This window comes from Chryseobacterium sp. OSA05B (assembly GCF_019970065.1).
Classification (GTDB): domain Bacteria; phylum Bacteroidota; class Bacteroidia; order Flavobacteriales; family Weeksellaceae; genus Chryseobacterium.
In genome coordinates, this window is the sequence record NZ_JAHXYH010000009.1 from 86560 (window position 1) to 104576 (window position 18017).

At 39.0% G+C, this 18017-nt stretch carries 11 protein-coding genes; all 11 read right to left on the reverse strand.

The window, feature by feature from the left end:
• Positions 1-3 precede the first annotated feature (3 nt).
• Complete coding sequence (locus LC419_RS22710) at positions 4-1395, reverse strand: hypothetical protein (RefSeq protein WP_223609500.1); 1392 nt, start codon at positions 1393-1395, stop codon at positions 4-6.
• 2 nt (positions 1396-1397) lie between these two features.
• Positions 1398-3485, reverse strand: a complete 2088-nt coding sequence (locus LC419_RS22715; protein WP_223609501.1) for a type VI secretion system Vgr family protein — start codon at positions 3483-3485, stop codon at positions 1398-1400.
• Positions 3486-3932: 447 nt separating this feature from the next.
• Complete coding sequence (locus LC419_RS22720) at positions 3933-4799, reverse strand: hypothetical protein (protein ID WP_223609502.1); 867 nt, start codon at positions 4797-4799, stop codon at positions 3933-3935.
• 123 nt (positions 4800-4922) lie between these two features.
• Positions 4923-6017 (reverse strand): hypothetical protein, encoded by a 1095-nt coding sequence (locus LC419_RS22725; protein ID WP_223609503.1) that lies wholly within the window; start codon positions 6015-6017, stop codon positions 4923-4925.
• A 221-nt stretch (positions 6018-6238) separates the two neighbouring features.
• Positions 6239-6718, reverse strand: coding sequence for a hypothetical protein (locus LC419_RS22730; protein ID WP_223609504.1), 480 nt, complete (start codon positions 6716-6718; stop codon positions 6239-6241).
• Entirely contained in the window at positions 6694-7458 is a 765-nt protein-coding gene (locus LC419_RS22735) for a LytTR family DNA-binding domain-containing protein (protein ID WP_223609505.1), read from the reverse strand. The genes LC419_RS22730 and LC419_RS22735 overlap by 25 nt, the downstream gene beginning before the upstream one ends.
• A gap of 74 nt (positions 7459-7532) precedes the next feature.
• Positions 7533-8852, reverse strand: coding sequence for a RagB/SusD family nutrient uptake outer membrane protein (locus LC419_RS22740; protein ID WP_223609506.1), 1320 nt, complete (start codon positions 8850-8852; stop codon positions 7533-7535).
• 11 nt (positions 8853-8863) lie between these two features.
• Entirely contained in the window at positions 8864-12193 is a 3330-nt protein-coding gene (locus tag LC419_RS22745; protein ID WP_223609507.1) for a SusC/RagA family TonB-linked outer membrane protein, read from the reverse strand.
• Positions 12194-12199: 6 nt separating this feature from the next.
• Complete coding sequence (locus tag LC419_RS22750) at positions 12200-14770, reverse strand: zinc-dependent metalloprotease (protein WP_223609518.1); 2571 nt, start codon at positions 14768-14770, stop codon at positions 12200-12202.
• Between the two features lie 124 nt (positions 14771-14894).
• Entirely contained in the window at positions 14895-16481 is a 1587-nt protein-coding gene (locus LC419_RS22755; protein WP_223609508.1) for a histidine kinase, read from the reverse strand.
• Positions 16482-16803: 322 nt separating this feature from the next.
• On the reverse strand, positions 16804-17250 hold the full coding sequence (locus LC419_RS22760; protein ID WP_223609509.1) for a hypothetical protein: 447 nt from the start codon (positions 17248-17250) through the stop codon (positions 16804-16806).
• Positions 17251-18017 lie beyond the last annotated feature (767 nt).

An 18017-nucleotide genomic window follows, 5' to 3' on the forward strand; every position in this document is an offset into this window, starting at 1 on the left:
AGGTTAGTTTTTAAGTTTTGATAATTGCTTTTTCCAAACAGACTGGTCCATTTTTAACGATGCTGAATCCACTCCAGCCTGCGCTAATAAAATTTCCCAGTCATCACCTAACCAATCTGCCAACTGCAGTTTTATTTCGTTTACTTCTGCGGGTGTTTTGATTTGTCCGCCTAAATAAAGTGCCATAAAAGCCGCATGTAAAAAAGTAGACTGTCTTCTTACACGGATATCTAAATATGCTCCTGCCGACAAAGAAAACAGGACATTTTCAAAGGCTTTCTGTACATTATTTTTTTCGTAATAAATATGAGCGATAAGCCTGTTGGCCTCCATGATGTAATAGACATCCTGACGTTCGGAGGCTTTTTCCGATAGCTCCTCATAAATCACTAAGGCTGCATCCGTTTTTTTGTTTCCATATAATAATGCGGCTTTTAAAAGCATGCACGATTTCCAGACCGGATATCCAGTAGCATCATCTTCCTGCATCGCTTTTGAAGACTCTTCAAGGGCTTTATCTGTATATTCTTCGCTTTTTTTTGTGTTCTGTATGGCAAAATAAGCCTGTGATGCGACAAGTAAACCTGCTATTTTAGAAGATACCGTTCCAATTTCGTCTGTGATATTTAAAAGACGTTTTACTTCTACATCTGTACGGTTCTGTATTTTCTTCGTGGTAGAATCCATGACCACAATGACCTGCTTTCTGAATCTGGCATCCGGATCTACCGTATTATAGCTGTCACTTGCTTTGTACATCTCGTTTTTAATAGCCTCTGCCATTTTGAGCTTTGGATGCAGATAATAATAAAGAGACTCGCCGTTCTTTTTACCCTGCAGCTCCACACGTCTTTCTTCCGCAAGATCCATGGTTACTAGGCGGAGATTATCCGGAACCGTTTCGATGACCTGCTGAAACCAGTGGGCTATATTTTCCTTGCTATGAGCTGAAAGAGGAAAATACAGACAGAAACAAAAATCTTCGCTCTGATCCGTTATACTCATCTTGAGGCGTTCCAGCTCGCTAAAGAGACTGGATATATTGGGAGGCAACATATCATCCGGAACAAAAGCTTCGCTGATCATATTGTTTTCCCAAAGGGCCCGGTGAAGGTCTTTATCTTTTTCCGGATGGGGCACAAACCAGGTGAGAAATTCATTCCATAAGTGTTCTTCAAACCATTCCCTGTTGCCATTGTATTCGGTTTCGAAACGAAAAAAAATATCATTGGCTTCTCCCACAGGAGACTGCTCGATCTGCATAAACTTATCGATAATCTCCACATCTGCATACTGTGCTACCCAAACGGCCAGTTTCCATGACTTATTTTTTTCGGCAGCAGACCACAGATCTCGGAGTTTATAATATTCCTGTGCTATTGAAGATGTTTCCATAGTTAAGAATTCAGTTTAACCAAACCTCCTGTAATGATAGTTTCCCCATCTCCATTCATTGAAACCTTGGCTCCGCTGATGCTGGTTTCTTTTCCAGTGATCTGGACTTCTTTACTTCCGGATGCAGTGACCGTCACTCCGCTTATGGCTGCCACATTTTCTTTCGAACTCAGTTCTACACCAGCTTTTCCGCTTCCCACAGAAACGATGGTATCCCCTACAACATGTATGTTTTTAGCATGAATGGTAATGGTTTCATCCTCAATCACAATAGAGGATTTTCCGTTGTCCAAAGAAATTTTCTTACTGGCTACGGCGGAAATTGTATTGGTTCCGTCTACCGTTATGATGTTTCCGCCTGATTTGTCTTTGATGGTGATCGCACCGGCATCATCAAGGCTTACGATATGTCCGCTTTTACTGCTGAGGCTTTTGATATTATTGCCCTGACCGCCGCCGCCTCCGGCACCACCGTGAAACATTCCGCCCATGACAAAAGGACGGTCGGGATGCTGGTGAACAAAATTGACCATAATTTGATCATCCACTTCCGGAATGGCCATAAATCCACGGTTTTTACTTACTTTATCACTGCTTCCTCCATCGGGAGTCATGACACGGATAAATTCTGTGGTATCGGGACCGTTTTGCCAGTCAAACTGTACCTGTACCCTTCCCTGATTGAGTGGATCCGTATTGGAAATAATCTTGGCAAACTGGGGTTCCGCTTTTGGATAATGGAACTGAGGTCTCGGCATAAATCCCGTATCCGCAGCTATGGCATCAAAAGATCCTGTATAATAGCCTCTTGCATCTACTTCATGCCGTACTTCCGTCATCATGAGTTTTGTAAAATAAGAGGTCTCATTGGAGTCCGGTTTACGCATTTCGATGTCAGCAGTACAGCCCGGGTATAAAAAGGGTACAGAAGTGGTTCCGGAAGTGGTGAATACGTCCACTGAGTTGCTTCCGGCAGCCCCTTTTTGGGACACATCGATATCCATCACTTTTGAAGCTTTTATAGGGGCTATACTTAATGATGGAGTGATGAATGTCTTTTCTGAAATTTCGTAAGCACGTCTCGCAATATCTGAAGTATGACTGATTTTTGAAGCTCCTGCGGTCAGTTTTTCGTTTTTACTGCTGTTATAGCCATAGAACGTAGGCTTTACGTGTTGGGCTAACATTTTGATTTTCACATCAGCTACATTGCTTCCGTAGGTAAGCTTTACCGGTTTTTGCTGAGGAGGCAGTTTTCCGAAATGCAACACTTCACCATCATAAAAGAACTGTTCGCCATAAGCTTCTGCCATTCTTGACAAATAATTGTAATGGGTTTCGTGATACTGGGAACTGTAAGAAATATTCCCATACTGTGCATCTACCCGGACATCGAATTTACTGGCGCCTAAACCTTCTTTGATGACCTGATCTGCAATATTATTAAGACTTATTTCCTGCTTACCTCCAAAACTCTGCGTATGCGGAGCGGAATCCAGCAGAATCGTTGGGCTATAGCCTGTAAGGATAACATTTCCAAGGCTTCCGTTATCCTGATCGAATCCTACTTCGGTAATGACTCCGACGAAATTTCTTTCAGGACCCTCCTCTACATCTTTGTATTTGAAGACCACAGTGATTCTTTTTCCCAGAAAGCTTTGGGCTTCTTCCAGATTATGGTTTTCAGCGCTCCCTAAGGTATCGTGAGCCAGGGTAAGATCAAACTGATGATGTTTAACGGCACTTTGGGTCAGCTTAAAATGCTTGAAAAATTTGATTGGTTTTCCTTCGACAAAAATTTCAAGTTTGACCACTCTGTTTATTCCTGCAACAGCACTTTCAGGTATGGCCTGGGCATTGAAGATATTGGAGGTCGGCTGCTTTGCCCATACTTTATTTTCTATAACAGTCGGTGAATTTTGCAAAAGAGGCTGATTCATAAAACTTTGCGCCGTATCACTTACTGTTTTGATCTGTGATATGGCCTTTTTAGAATCTTTAATTTTTGCAACTTCCTGGATATTGTCTGCTATGTCTATTTTAGCTGAATCTAGTCCCTTCTTGGACAGATTCTTTTCTTCTTGAAACATGGTATACTTTTTTTCGGTAGTGTGGATGTGAACAGGAATTTCTTCCTTGTTAGAAATGAGACCATTCGACTCATATGAATAATCAGTACTCCGCATCGGTCTCCGTTGCAAGTACAGTTTGATTGTTCTGAGATGGTTCTGTCAGAGCCTTTTTAAGAGTAAGCTCTGCCTAACTGCTTATCATTGGCAGCTCCGGATTAATGCGGCTTTTTTCATAAGTTTTTTCTGTGGTTTGGTAGTGGAAATTTATCACATAAAAAAATCACAGGCAAATGAATTAGCCCTTTTTTAGAAAATTGTCGTATTTCTACGATTGAATTCAGGGGGAAAACACGGGATCATGATGAGACAATAAAACTCTATGGGTTAACACATTACAAATACTCAAGAATAATGAACATGACTTTGATGATTGTAATTACCAGGGAGCCAGCACTACTCGTTTCCTTATTTGCATTTTGCAAGTATCTGCTCTTTTGTCATGTTTATTTTATTGCCGCCAGCAGACAGTGTGTCTATCTTATTTTGTTTAATTGCACTTGAAAAATCACAGTAATTTTCTAACCCGTTATTATCTACAATAAAGAGGTGATTTATTTTTTTGATGTTGGGCATACTAATTTTTCCATTGTAGTACGTATTTTCGTTCAATGCGAATAAACCGCTTACGGTTTCAAGTTTTTCCAGATTAATTTCCTTTAAAGGCGATGAATATTCCACCGAGAAGTTTTTTACATTTTTCAGATTTATAAAATTGTCCACTTTCTCAAGGCTGGTGTTCATAATCTGAATGGTTCCGGTCTTCTCTATTTTGTGAAAAGCATCCAGCTTTTGTAATCCCGAATTTCCCGAAATAAAGATACTATTGACCTCGGTTAAATGATTAAATCCGGTTATTGCAGTAAGCTTTACATCATTAAAATCATTATTTCCAAAAACTAAGTCACCACTTATGGTCGCTAATTTTTCAAATGTACTGATTGAATTTAATCCACAGCCGGATAGAACAAAATCTCCGTTCACCTTTTCAAGATTTTCCAATCCCCTGACAGATTTTAGATTTTCTAATCTTGTAATAAGCAGTCCACCATTAATAATCTTGATACTTTTTAAAGCATCTAGATTGATTTCTTCTTTAGAATATTCGGAAGAATTTATATCACAAATATTCATACTTCCATTAATAAAAGTATAATTGTTTTTCCCAAATTCATCAATGTCTTTCTGAGTAATTAAATTGACAGTTCCCTGATAAACTTTATCATCTTTATCTGGAATTAAGTCCTTTTTTACTTTAGTCTGTTCATTTTTCAATTCACTTTTTTTCTGTTCTGTTTTCTGAGAACAGGAAGTCTGAAAGATGATACAGGTCAGAATAATTACAATTGATTTGATGGTCATTTTTAGAAATTTAGTTGTGAAAGTTGGTTGCTGATATTATGTAAGGCTTCGGTTTAAAATAAGTAATTCCTTATTTTTTATTTTCTGGCTATCTGATAAGTAAAAGATAACGGCATAACTGTTTTCCTCTGTTTTGTTGATACTGGAACTAATCAGATTTTCCTTATCCATAGGTATTATTTCATCGGTCATTATATTTTTATAGCCTTTTTCATTTTTGCTGTAGAATAATTCCAACAATTCATCATTTTTAATTGTGAACCAGCCGTTTCCGAATTCTCCGTTGAATTGGATGATAAAAGTATTTTCAGCCATTTTTACAGGCTGCCAGGTATTGAAAAATTCATCTCCGATATCCGCTATATCTGTAGTGGTACAGTGAAGATCCGGCGAGATGACCTCCACCGATATTTTCCCTTCTTCTTCACAAAGGATGTAGGAATTTTCATCGAAAGACAAACTGAGTATCTCCCAAAACCATTCTTTATTGGGATTGATCAATCTTTCCCTTATTACATTTCCCAATTCATCAATCTGCCTGTGCAACCAACCTTTTTTATCATTGGCCAGTAAATGAATTTCACCGTTATTGATGAATATTTTATTATTCCTTGGCAAATCTATTTTAATATTGTGTTTCTTTTTTACCGCATCGTTTTTAAATTCAATGGAAAGCATTTTGTCAGGTTTGGTTTCCGACCAGATATCTGCCTCATGAAAGATTGAAAACTGATCGGTAGTACCAATGAACTTCCCGGTAAAAGGTCTGTTTCCTTTCGGCAAATCTGTATTTTCACGGTTAAAAACAGGAATACTGATTTCTAATTCTTTATCAGGATGGTAAGGGACCAATGAAACATAATTTTCCTGATTCGGACTTAAAAATAAGGTGGGTAAAATCCCGTCATCTTCTACAAAACTTTCAGCATTTCCGTTTTTATCGATGATGGTGTAGACTAATTTATAGGTCCCGCTTTTATTGTAAACGTAGTTAGCCATAAGGGTTTTATCCCCGTAAGAAATACTTCCATGTGCCGAGACACCGGCTTCTGACAACAATGTGGTCAGTATTCCAAAATCTGTTTTTTTAATCGTCGATTGAAATGAATGTATTTGATCTGGATTTTTCATAGGCGTTTATTTCTGTCTCACTCCAAACTTCTTACATTTCCGTGAATCCAAATAGAATAAAAAACTATAAAACGGCCACGTTTTGACATAAAATATAATGTGTTCGGAATTACGTTTACATGAACCACTAAGATAGATAAATTTCATTTCTACCCAACAGCAACGTATAGAAATCCAGGATTTTGATTGATATTTTAAACTTACCTATCAAGATCTGATTATCAGAAAGAGAATCCAAAGAAGGTAAAGTAAATTTTTGCGCCGTTCAAAGGACGTGTGTTCAGAAAATCTCTCCATCCTGTTACAATTTCTTTGAAATCCTGCAAAGGTATACTGTTTACATAGCCCTGACGATCATAAAAATCTACCAGATTATTACACATGATGATATCTACTGGCGCCGTCTCGCTTTCAATTTCTGAGGCGGGATCCGCCAAAGCTGCATTAATATCCGGCAGCAATGAATCGTTGATTTGTGACACAGACTTCCAGCTGGTTAAGAAACAGGTTAAGCAAAAATTATTGGTTTCTATGACCTTACAATTTTCTTTTCCCCGAAATCCGTCCCAGCTTATGGTTTTATTTTCGAACGTAACCGCATACGTATTGATCACATTCTGATCCATCACAGGGCATTTTTTGCTTTGGTGTCCATAGAATTTTTCATAAGAATCTATCAGCTTTTCAGCCAGTTTAAACATTCCGTGATCTGTCTTTTGCTGATAAATACATCTGAATTGATTTCAGGAGCAGGTGCCAGTTTCAGTTCTATTTTCTGGCTGGAATGCTTGATGATCTCAACAATTGCGTTTTTATTGATGATAAATTTACGGTTGATTTTAAAAAACAGCTGTGGATTCAGTTTATGAATGACATCTTTAATGGTATCATCGTAAATATAAGTCTGGTTGTCCACGGTCGTCAGAAAAAGATATTTTCCTGAGGCAAAAAAATAGGCTGTATTTCCTTCATCTATTGATTTCAGTTTATTTCCGTCGCGGACCATAAAGCGTTTCATCAGTTCAGGGCCTTCAGCCTGTCGTAGTGAGGAAATAGATCTGAGGACGGGTTCTGGATCGAAATTAGACCTGATGGAAATGAATTTTTGCAGTGCCTTATGTAAATCCTCTTCTTCAAAAGGTTTCAGAAGATAATCTATCGTGAAATGCCTGAACACCCTCATGGCATATTCGTCAAAAGCGGTTATAAAAATGATGGGTGTGAATAATTCCACAGATTCAAAGATCTCCAGACTCATCCCGTCTCCGAGATGAATATCCATAAAGATAAGATCTGCTGAATGGTTTTCGAAGAAGTCTATGGCCTGTTTTTTTGACCGCAGAATCACCATCTCCGTCACAGGGACGATGCTTTGCTGGTCCAACAGGTTTCTGAGATAATTCACAGCCAGCAATTCGTCTTCTATAATGGCAATTTTCATAACATTACAAAAGTACAAAAAAACCGCTAAAACGATTAAGTTCTAGCGGTTTCACGGGTTGTTAATATGAAATGTTATAAATTGGGATTATTCTTCTTAGCACTCATAGGAAATTCTATGGTATATCTCACATCATTCTGCTGAAGAATATATTCCGTACCATTCACTTTATGAATGATTTTTCTCTGATCTGCTCTTCTTAAGTCCATCCAGCGGTGGCCTTCCAGAGCAAATTCTCTGAATCTTTCCTCCAGTATGAAATTCATGAATTCTGAAGTGTTCATTGGATTGATCTGGCTTTGAACGGTGATGTATCCATCAGGTGTGTATCTGTTCTTCAGGACTTTGAGGATTGCTTCTTTAGCCTCACTCAGTCTGTTCAGTTTTAATAATGCCTCAGACTGTATAAAATACATCTCTGCTGTTCTGAAAGACACTCTGAAATCTGTAGTTCCTCCTTTGATTACTTTGTATTTGCTGCCATTCTTTTCAAAATAAAGATTAAACCTTTTGTCTGTCGTCGTACTATATTTTGAAATCAGTTCTGTGGATGCATAAGATACATTCTGCACTCCAATATTCAGGGCATTATCCAAAGCCATAATAGATTCTACAGAAGCATAATGGTTAGGCGCAGTAGCAGTCGTATTTAAATTGCTCAATTCACTTTTAACGGCAAGAGTCTGCTCAGCATAGCTCAAAGCCTTGTTCCAGTCTCTTTGATAAAGGGCCGTTCTCGCCTGAAATGCTTTCAAAGCTACCTTTGAGAATCTGTAATTGATTCCAGCCGGCTGCTTCTCTTCCACCATTAGTCCCTCTGCCTTTATGATATCGGAATGCACCTGATCGTAGACTTCCTGTACGGAAGAAGGTTTCAATACCTGCTCAAGATCAATTTCAAGACTGATCGGCACCCCTCTGTCTGTAGCGGCTGTAACACTGTTGTAAGGCTTCCCGTACAGATTAACCATGTCAAAATATAAATACGCACGAAGTGCATAAGCTTCTGCCAGAATCTGCTTTTTTTCAGGAGAATCTGCCATGGTCTTGCTTCCTTCGTTGATGATCTGGTTCAGATAAAAATTCACGGAATAAAAAGCTACCCATGGAAACTCGGCTGTGGCCTGATCATTATTTGAATCTTTCCACATCGCAATTTCGCGGTAGACATTAAATTCATTCAGACTTTCATCTATATTCAGCTCATCTGTTCGCAGAGCGGTTAAAGATTTATGCACCGGATATTGGGAATAGGCTGATGTAAGCACTTTTCGGTAATCCTCTACGCTCACCGGGATAATTTTCCCTTCAGGCTGTATATCTAAAAAACGGTCACATCCGATACTGGAAAAGCTTAAGGCTGCGATCGCAATGAATGTTGTAATTTTTCTCATTTTTTCAAGTTTTAAAAAGAAACATTAAATCCTACTGTCACTGATTTGGTAATCGGCTGTGCATAGATGTTACCATAGGTTTCGGGATCAAAATAGCCCTTGTACCCATTACTGAACACAAAAAGGTTACGTCCTTCCACGCTCAGTCTCAGACTGCTGATTCCCATTGGGCTGGTAAATTCTTTAGGCAGTGTATAGCCTAAACGGATGCTGCTGATTCTTACATAACTTATCTCCTTTGCCCACACATCAAGTAAGCTGTAGGCATTGGAACGGTTATCGGCAAACCATTTATTGGCCATCCATCCCGGATTGCTTTCCATATCAGGACTGGTGATTCCCGGAAGTGTTGTTCCGGCTTCGTAGATATCTTTGGTATAATTTCTCCCTCTGTCCAGATCCATTCCACGGTAAGAAGTGGTTCTCATCACGGTTTGTTTTAAATTGAAAGTTGCAGAAACCGTCAGATCAAAATTGTGTATTTTGAATGTGTTGATAATACCTCCTGTAAATTTAGGATCTCTGTCTCCTACATATGTGAAGAGGTTTCTCAGCTCCTCGTTGGAAAGCTTAGTGTCCACAAGCTGCCCCGGAAGGAAGTCTGCATATACGTCATACAGTTTGAAGAAATCTTCGGCTTTTACTTTTTCATTTCCTTTCCAGAACATCGGGTTTCCGTTTTCATCCATTCCAGCTGTTTTTAAGGCAAATACAGCATTTACGGGAAGACCTTCTCTTGAAGGAAGCAGGGCATTGTTACGGGGCTGCTCACTCAGTACTTTACTCTTGTTGTGCGCGAAGTTGATGGTGGTATTCCATTTGAAATTTTCCTTATCGATATTTCTTGTAGATAGCGCCAGTTCGAAACCTTTGTTGGTCAAGCTTCCCCAGTTCATCATCGTATATTCAAACCCGGTTTCGAGTGGCGTTTCTTTCATACTGATCATATCCGTTCCTTTTCTGCTGTAGATATCCGCGGTAAGGTTCACACGGTTCTTCAGCATTCCCAGATCAAGACCAAAGTTGACGTTGGTTGTTTTTTCCCAACGAAGTTTATCGTTTGGAGGACTGATTACGTTAATGATATTCTCTTTACTTCCCGGAAGAATAGTAGTTTCCTTGTATTCACCGATAAAGAACGGTGACGTGTTACGGTCTATATTCCCCTGCAGACCGTAAGAAGCTCTTAGTCTAAGGTTAGAAATAGCCGTCAGATCCTTCATGAAGTTTTCCTTCGTTACCAGCCATGAACCTGAAACAGCCCATATCGGCAGGTATTTATATTTTTTATTCACCCCGAATAAATTGGTTCCGTCATATCTCACACTTCCGAAGAAAGTATATTTCTGATCGAAAGTATAGGAAGCCGTAGCAAACATGGAAGCATACGCATTCTCAACGGGTGCCATTTCACGGTAGGTTTCATACTTCTTATCTCCTGCAAAATTCGAACTTGGAAAAACGATAGGTGTCCCGGTTCTGGTAATGCTGTTATACCCAAAAGCTCTGGTCAGTGTTGTATTGTCATCCGTTCTGCGGATTTCTGTTCCGGCCATTAAATCAATTTCATGTCTTGCATTGATTTTTGTACTGTAGGCTGCCTGTAATTTCCAGTTGTACTGGAAAAATTCATTATCCCAGTTTTGTTTTACCCCTCCGGCGGGAAGGAAATAACGGAATGCTCCATCTTTATAATAACGCGTTCCCTCTTTCATTTTTCGGGTAGAGTACGTATTTTCAGCGGCAAATTTTTCTGTCTTGTTGCTGTCATACTGCATGCCAAACTGAGATGTAATCTTCAGATCTTTGGTAATTTTATACTCTAAATCCAATATGGCTTTTAATGAACGGTTTTTCAGCGTATAACTTGTATTTTCCCTTTCTTCAAGAAAATTGAAAGGGATATAGGCATCTTTTACACCATCTATATCCTGATCATATCTGTAGCTTCCGTCTGCATTGTATGGACTCAGGTAAGGATTGGCATTTCTTGAGTAGTTGATAGGATTGATAGATGCATCCACATCTGTTACAAACGATGTACGTTCGCTACTGGTCCCGAAAACAGAGATTCCAGCATTTAATTTATCGCTTAATTTATAATTGTTTTTTAAAGTCAGGTTATAACGTTCGAAACCTGTCCCGATCGTTGTTCCTTGTTCGTCATAATATCCCAGAGAGAAATAATAATCCGAACGATCACTTCCACCGGAAACACTTAATCCGTATTGCTTATTGATTGCGTTTCTGTACAATAATTTCCCCCAGTCTGTGGTATTGCTTCTTAAACCATCCAATTGCTGACGGGTCATTGAATTCAATGCGCCCAAACCTCCGCTTCTGTAAGCATCAAGCTGTCCGTTTTTCATTAGAATTCTCATCACCTCCCCTTTGTCGGCACGGTAGGTTAAATCTGCACGGCTCGCAAGCATTAATTCCAGATCTACTTTTTCAGAAGCATTCAGAAGATTAAGCTTGTCAAAATCCGGACGTGAGGTGACAAAAGTATCCGCTGAGAAATTAACTCGCATGCTTCCTTTTTTTCCTTTTTTGGTGGTAATAGAGATCACCCCGTTGGCCGCTCTCGCTCCATAAATAGCAGTGGCAGCAGCATCTTTTAGGATGGTGATATCCTCAATATCATTAGGGTTTAGTCCTGCAATAGAAAAATTCTGAAGCTGGTCTATATTATCTTTATCGCTGAAATTGGGAACATCATTTCCTTCTAATGGAAGACCATCCACTACCCAAAGCGGATCCTGCGGTCCTGAAAGAGAAGCTGTACCTCTGATTCTTATCTTTGCCGGACTTCCCGGAGCTCCGGTCTCAGGAGTCACCACTACTCCGGCGATCTGTCCCGCCATCATCTGGTCTACACTGGCAACACCTGCCTGATTGATATTATCCATCTTCACCGTAGTAACGGCAGAAGTCTGCTTACGTTTTTCAATCTTCTGATATCCGGTAATGATCACCTCCTGGATTTTATTTTTGTCTGAAACCTCAGGAATCAGTCTTATCGTATAATTGATCTGCCCATCACTGATCTGAATCACCCTGGATTCGTAGCCCGGATAACTTACCAGTACAGACTTGGTGTCTGCAGGAATTTCCAGAATAAATTTCCCGTTACTGTCGGTTACTGTCCCTACAGATACGCTTTCAATAATGCCTGCCAGATCAGTTTTTGTAGAAACAGACTGGGTTTCTATCTTCACAGAAGCTCCGGAAATAACTGTCGTTGTATTTCCGTCTTCTATTTTTCCGGTAATAGTCTTCTTTTCCTGGGCCAATGCAACCTGAGCCGCCAAAAGAGGTAAAAGTATTAGAGTTTTTTTCATAGCTGATTATTTATTTAAAGCCTCTTTTATTCGGATGATCAAGTCTGCGTAATGAGCCCTGGAAGCTTCATCTCCTTTATTCTTACTTTTATTTAATAAGTTCAATATTTTCTGTAGTTCCGCCCTTTTATAGGTAGTGACTTCAGATACTCTTTTCATCGATGAGTAGTTGATATTCCTCAAACCGTGGTCTTCTTCATGGAAATTACAGATCATCGGGATGTTCAGTGTATTTTCTACCTTTAAGGCTTTCACTGCCGTTTTTTCAAATAATTTATTCACGGAAACGATCAAGGCGTCTACATAGTTTTTCTGCGTCATCTTTTCAAGAATCGTCAGGCTTCCTTTTTTGCTGAAAACCGATCCACGAAGCTGGTCGAATAAATCTTCCACCGTATAGATCTCTTCCTTTGAACCTGAAACTTCATTTTTCAACTGGTTTTCTATCATTCTCAGAAGTCTGTCGTCCATCAGCAGGGAATAGATATTGGCATACTGCATTCCTCTTGCTAAGGTGTACGGAGTCTGCTCAAATGGTCCCATCGGGGAGTTTTTCACAGAATATGTTTTCTCCGTAATCGGGTTAAAGAATAACCATTCCGGAAGATGGATCGAGTTTTTAACCAAATAGTCCACCGCTCTTTTCTGAATTTCTGCAGGTACCGCTTCATACGCTTTTTTCTTGCTTCCGAAAACTGTATTATCCAGGTAAATTCCTCCTACATTCGCCATCACATGACCTGTGTACAGATCCCACTGCCCGATAGCACCCATGTACAGTTTTCCTGCATCCGTGTACGTCTTTCCGTCTTCATAGGTCCACTTCAGAAGGTTGTCTACAACGATTCTTAAGTTTTTCATTCCGTACTCGCTGGCCTTCATTGCATCATCTCCCAAATCTTCAGACTGCGAACGCGGATCGATGGTTTCCAGATAACTTTGCTGCTCCCCGTAGAAATACATTGGGTCATTTTCATGCTTTTCTATTAAGTCTCTCAGCGCCTTTTTCTCCGATACTGCATCCGGGTACCAACGGTAACCCCATTCAATAGCATGTTTATCGTAAATTCCGATCTTTGGAGTGATTGCGGTAACTCCATCTTCCGGCTGAGCAACATAATTGTATCGCGCATAATCCATAATGGAAGGTGCAGTACCACCCATTTTATCCGTAAACTCTTTGGAACGCAGAAATTCTACAGGAAAGGCAAAGGAAGATCCCATATTGTGCTTCAGCCCGAAGGTATGGCCCACTTCATGTGACGATACAAAACGGATCGCCTCGCCCATATGCTCATCGCTGAATACATTTCCGCGTGCTTTTTCATCTATGGGTCCGGTCTGAATTCTCATCCATTCCTGAAGAGAAGTCATCACATTGTGCCACCAGATGATATCCGATTCGATGATTTCACCACTTCTCGGATCTACCACAGAAGGTCCCATGGCATTCGATTTTGGGGAAGCCACGTAGGTAATCACCGAATATCTTACATCATCAATGTCAAAGTCTCTATCGTTTTCATCCGGCATTTTTGCAATCACTGCATTTTTAAAACCTGCTTTTTCAAAAGCGGCCTGCCAGTCGAAAACACCTGCAATAATCTTCTCACGCCACTGGATAGGCGTTGCAGGATCTATATAATAAATAATCGGCTTTTTGGGTTCTACCAGCTCACCTCTTAAGTATTTTTCTTTATCTTCATCTTTAGGTTCCAAACGCCATCTGGTGATGAACTGTTTTTCATCCATTTTCTGCTGACGGTCATTGAATGCCCAGTGTTTTTCACTGAAAAACCCCACTCTTGCATCTCCAATTCTCGGCTGCATCGGTATTTTGGAAAGCAATACCAGATTCGTGGTGACTCCAAGGGTAACCGGCAGATCTACTCCACCTTCATTGACAGATGTTGTCAGCTGAGATTTAACGACCAGGTTCTGAGGAAAGGTTTTTACACCTTCGATATAGGAAAGATTGGACTTTACAGATCCTCCAAGACCTACATTAGCCAAAACATCATTAAAGCTTTTCTGATTTCCGTCAAAAATCTTATTCACTTTAATGGCTACAGACGTAGAATCATTGTTCTGCGCTTCAATATCAAAAACCTCAATCACAGATTCTGAAAAATTGTCTTTCACAGATTTTGTGATCACATCGTTTTTAGGTGATGATACCTGTGGAACCACTGTTTTCACCCATACCTTTTTAGCTACTGCATCACGGTGAAAGGAAATGACTTTGTTTTCATAGTTCATTCCTTTGTTCAGGCCGGCTTCATTCACCTGCATCGGTACCTGAGACAGTTTATTGACTACCAAAAACTGACGTCCCATTAAACTGTCTGGGATTTCAAAATACACATCAGTCTTCACCTGGATGGTATTAAAAAGACCTTTTTTATAAGTTCCTTTTTTTATCAGATCATCAATTTTCTTTGCTTTTTTTGATGAAACATCCGTTTTCTCCGATTTTTCTTTATCTGTTTTTAATGTGTCTTTTTTCTGTGCCAGTACTGCCGGTGAGGCTAACGCCAGCCCTAAGTACAATGCAAGTCTGTAGTTCTTCATTACCATAGTCCGATTCATTCCAAATTATTAGATATCTCAGTTTCAGCTCGCAAAACTATACGTAAAGAAATAATATCAACAGCGTTAGGGAGTGAGAGGCAGTATTTCGGGAGTGAATGGATTTCATTTTTTATTCCAATAATGGCAAAATGCATATGAAATATTCACCATCTACAGAAATATTAACAGAATTCTTTTTAAAAAAATCATAAACCTGATTCAAATAGTCAATTCCAAATTTAGCTCCCCGCACATCTTCATCTGTTTTGGGCTGCCAGGTATTCCTCACTGTGATTTCTTCATCGTTTACGGTAATGAGGATGTCCAATGGATGATCTATGGTCGCGATATTGTGCTTGATGGCATTTTCCACCAGCATCTGAAGGGATAGATAAGGAATCCGCTTTTCCAGACTTTTGGGATGATGAACGATCAGATCAAAGGTCAGCTCTTCATCAAATCTGCTTTTGAGAAGCTCCATATACTGCCGGATAAACTTGATTTCCTGCGCTACAGGAACAATATTCTCCTGTGGAGGCACAATAAGATATCTGTAGATCTTGGAGAGGTTCATAGTAAACCGCTGTGCATTATCTTTATTGATCCCGATAAGCATGTACAGAGCGTTCAGCGAGTTGAAAAGAAAGTGTGGATTGATATTGTTTTTAAGTTGCTGAAGTTGGTGCATGGCTTCTACCCTGTGCATTTTTTCATTCTCAACCAACAGCAGGTTTTTCTCAGACTGTATCTTTTCTTTTTCTTTATATGCCATGTTAGCAGCCCTGTGAAACAAAATAAAGACCGCTACAATAAGGAATAAAGCCGCCAGAAAAATATAGACTGTATACATTTTTGTATTGCTGACACTTTCATCGATCAGGAAATTCACGTGGTTGACCACAGCATAGCCATCGAAATTATCCGTTTTCAGAGGTTTTACGAAACGGGTAACTTCCAGATTAAGATACTCCGAAATCCCTGTTCCTTCTGTATAACCTGATTTGATGGTACTGCATAGAGTATCTTTTGGCTGAATATCTGTAAAATCAAAGATATTCATTCCCAAATATTTCTTTTCCGGATGGGAAATACAGATGCCTTCTTTGGTGAAAACATAGGCATAATTGTTCAGGCTTTTATCGATATTGGAGAAATACTCATGAAGGTCGTTAAGGCTTACCGCAGAACCGTAATAGAGTATATTTTTCTTCGGCAGCACCAGCGAGTCGTAACTTACCCAATAAGTGGTATCTTTTCGCATGGTCAGGAAATCTCTGAAATGTCCGGATCTGTTGTTTTCTATTCTGGTATACTTTGTATCTGCTGACGTCCTGGTGAGCACATCTGATAACGTCCTGTTGCTTACAGATTTTCCGGAAGCAGCGTCATAATAGGAATACCAGCTGTAGGGCAGCAGGCTCCCTTTCCGGTTCATATTATTTAGCACGGAAGAATATTCTTTGTAGTTTTTCAATCCGTCTTTCTGAATCAGGGCACGCAGAAGGTATTGATATTCTTCTATATTTCTGAATTCTTTTTCTAGCGTTTCGTATTTCTGAAAAAAGGTCTTCTTCGCAAATCCTTCATTATTTTTCCGGCTGTCACGGGTAATGAGGAAGCTCAAAACAGCAAACGCAACCACCGCAATGAAGCAGGCCGACAAAGCCGCTATATAAATAGATTTCTGAGCTAATATATGTTTAAAATCGATTTTCATTCTTTTCTTCTATGCTTCTTCTGTACCATTACATTCAATAGTTAATCTATCAAACATGATAATGAAATTATCTCTTCTGCATTTAAATAAATCCAGTGTGAAAACAACATTGTGCTTAAAATTTTGTCATCTAAACTTTCTTATTCAAATGCAATCATATTGTATATAACCTTTAATTTTTGAGCAGTATTAACCCCAGATAATCAACAGAGTAAAATAAATAGATCCATTAGAAATCTAATGGATCTATTTATTTTTAACGGAAAATTATCTAGCTAATTAAATCATCTCCAATAATCATTATTCCACCCACTATTGATATCTATCTAACTGTTCTTTCCAGAATTTTCTCATCATACTTATCAAAGAATACACCCACTTTATCAGGATTCACCTTTCCTTCAGGGGTAATTACTTTTTCTTTCAAAAGCCAAGTCATGAGTTTCTCCATATTTTTTTTTGAATTCATCCCCAGCCCACTGACTATACGACTGAAATCAGTACATTGAACTTTGACCCTCTGGTCAATAAAGTTGATAACATAGTAATCATCTGCCTGATATTGTGGAGTTTCATTATCAAACATTCTAAACATTAAGATTTCATTGTCATCTAATGTATAAAATGAGTATTGGAAGGTATTAATTTTCTCTGATTTGAGTATAGCTTTACCATCAAGTAAAACATTATCATCTTTTATCTCAATTTTTTGAGCATTCACAAATGCAGTTCCCAATACAAGAAGCATTACCATGGTTATTTTTTTCATAACATTTAAATAGTTTAATTAACACAATAATCTGTAAACCTAAATGATCAATAAAGTTGATCTAACTCTCTCAATCTATCTGTTTACAGAATGCTAAAATACAAAAAAGAACAATTCTTTCTACTGAAGCTATTTCTGTTCACTAAAAATTCTAAGAACATATTTAACTTCGTGGGCCACTAACGTCAATCAAGCATCAACTAGTCTTAATTCATACTACAGACCGTTTATTTTTCTAACACAAATTTTGATTCTCATTCTGCCTATTATAAAGGATGCAAAGAGGGAATCAATTGTATTGATTCGATTACGAGGGTGTTGTTTCCATATGCTTTTTCAGCAGTTATGCCGGATCCTACTCCGTCTGGTCTCCAAAAATTTACATCCTGTATCCGTGATTTTTTCACATAAAAAAGTTCCATTAGCCTTCTAATGGAATTAGTTTTTTTCAGCGGAGATGGGGAAGATTACTTTCGAGCACTTGATGCCCCTTTTAACCTTTATTTGATACCATTAAAAATTGAGCTGCAAATATACTATAAAATATTGAAAACGTCTTTTAGCAACTATTGCCAAAATCAAATAAAACCGCTTCGTATGTCACCAGCGACTATTATTCCAACCTTTTCCTGCAACTTCTCTTCCCTATTACTTCTCAGTAGATAGAAGGATTCGAACCTCTCTTGTATGTGCTCATGGATACTGTTTTTATCATGTGAATCTGAAAGTGCCACCAAACAACAGATCTTTTGATCATAATTCTTCAC

Excerpts from the sequence above, each read along its gene's own strand:
- LC419_RS22710 (WP_223609500.1), bottom strand. The coding sequence starts at position 1,395 with ATGGAAACATCTTCAATAGCACAGGAATATTATAAACTCCGAGATCTG.
- LC419_RS22715 (WP_223609501.1), bottom strand. The coding sequence starts at position 3,485 with ATGTTTCAAGAAGAAAAGAATCTGTCCAAGAAGGGACTAGATTCAGCT.
- LC419_RS22725 (WP_223609503.1), bottom strand. The coding sequence starts at position 6,017 with ATGAAAAATCCAGATCAAATACATTCATTTCAATCGACGATTAAAAAA.
- LC419_RS22730 (WP_223609504.1), bottom strand. The coding sequence starts at position 6,718 with ATGTTTAAACTGGCTGAAAAGCTGATAGATTCTTATGAAAAATTCTAT.
- LC419_RS22735 (WP_223609505.1), bottom strand. The coding sequence starts at position 7,458 with ATGAAAATTGCCATTATAGAAGACGAATTGCTGGCTGTGAATTATCTC.
- LC419_RS22740 (WP_223609506.1), bottom strand. The coding sequence starts at position 8,852 with ATGAGAAAAATTACAACATTCATTGCGATCGCAGCCTTAAGCTTTTCC.
- LC419_RS22745 (WP_223609507.1), bottom strand. The coding sequence starts at position 12,193 with ATGAAAAAAACTCTAATACTTTTACCTCTTTTGGCGGCTCAGGTTGCA.
- LC419_RS22750 (WP_223609518.1), bottom strand. The coding sequence starts at position 14,770 with ATGGTAATGAAGAACTACAGACTTGCATTGTACTTAGGGCTGGCGTTA.
- LC419_RS22755 (WP_223609508.1), bottom strand. The coding sequence starts at position 16,481 with ATGAAAATCGATTTTAAACATATATTAGCTCAGAAATCTATTTATATA.
- LC419_RS22760 (WP_223609509.1), bottom strand. The coding sequence starts at position 17,250 with ATGAAAAAAATAACCATGGTAATGCTTCTTGTATTGGGAACTGCATTT.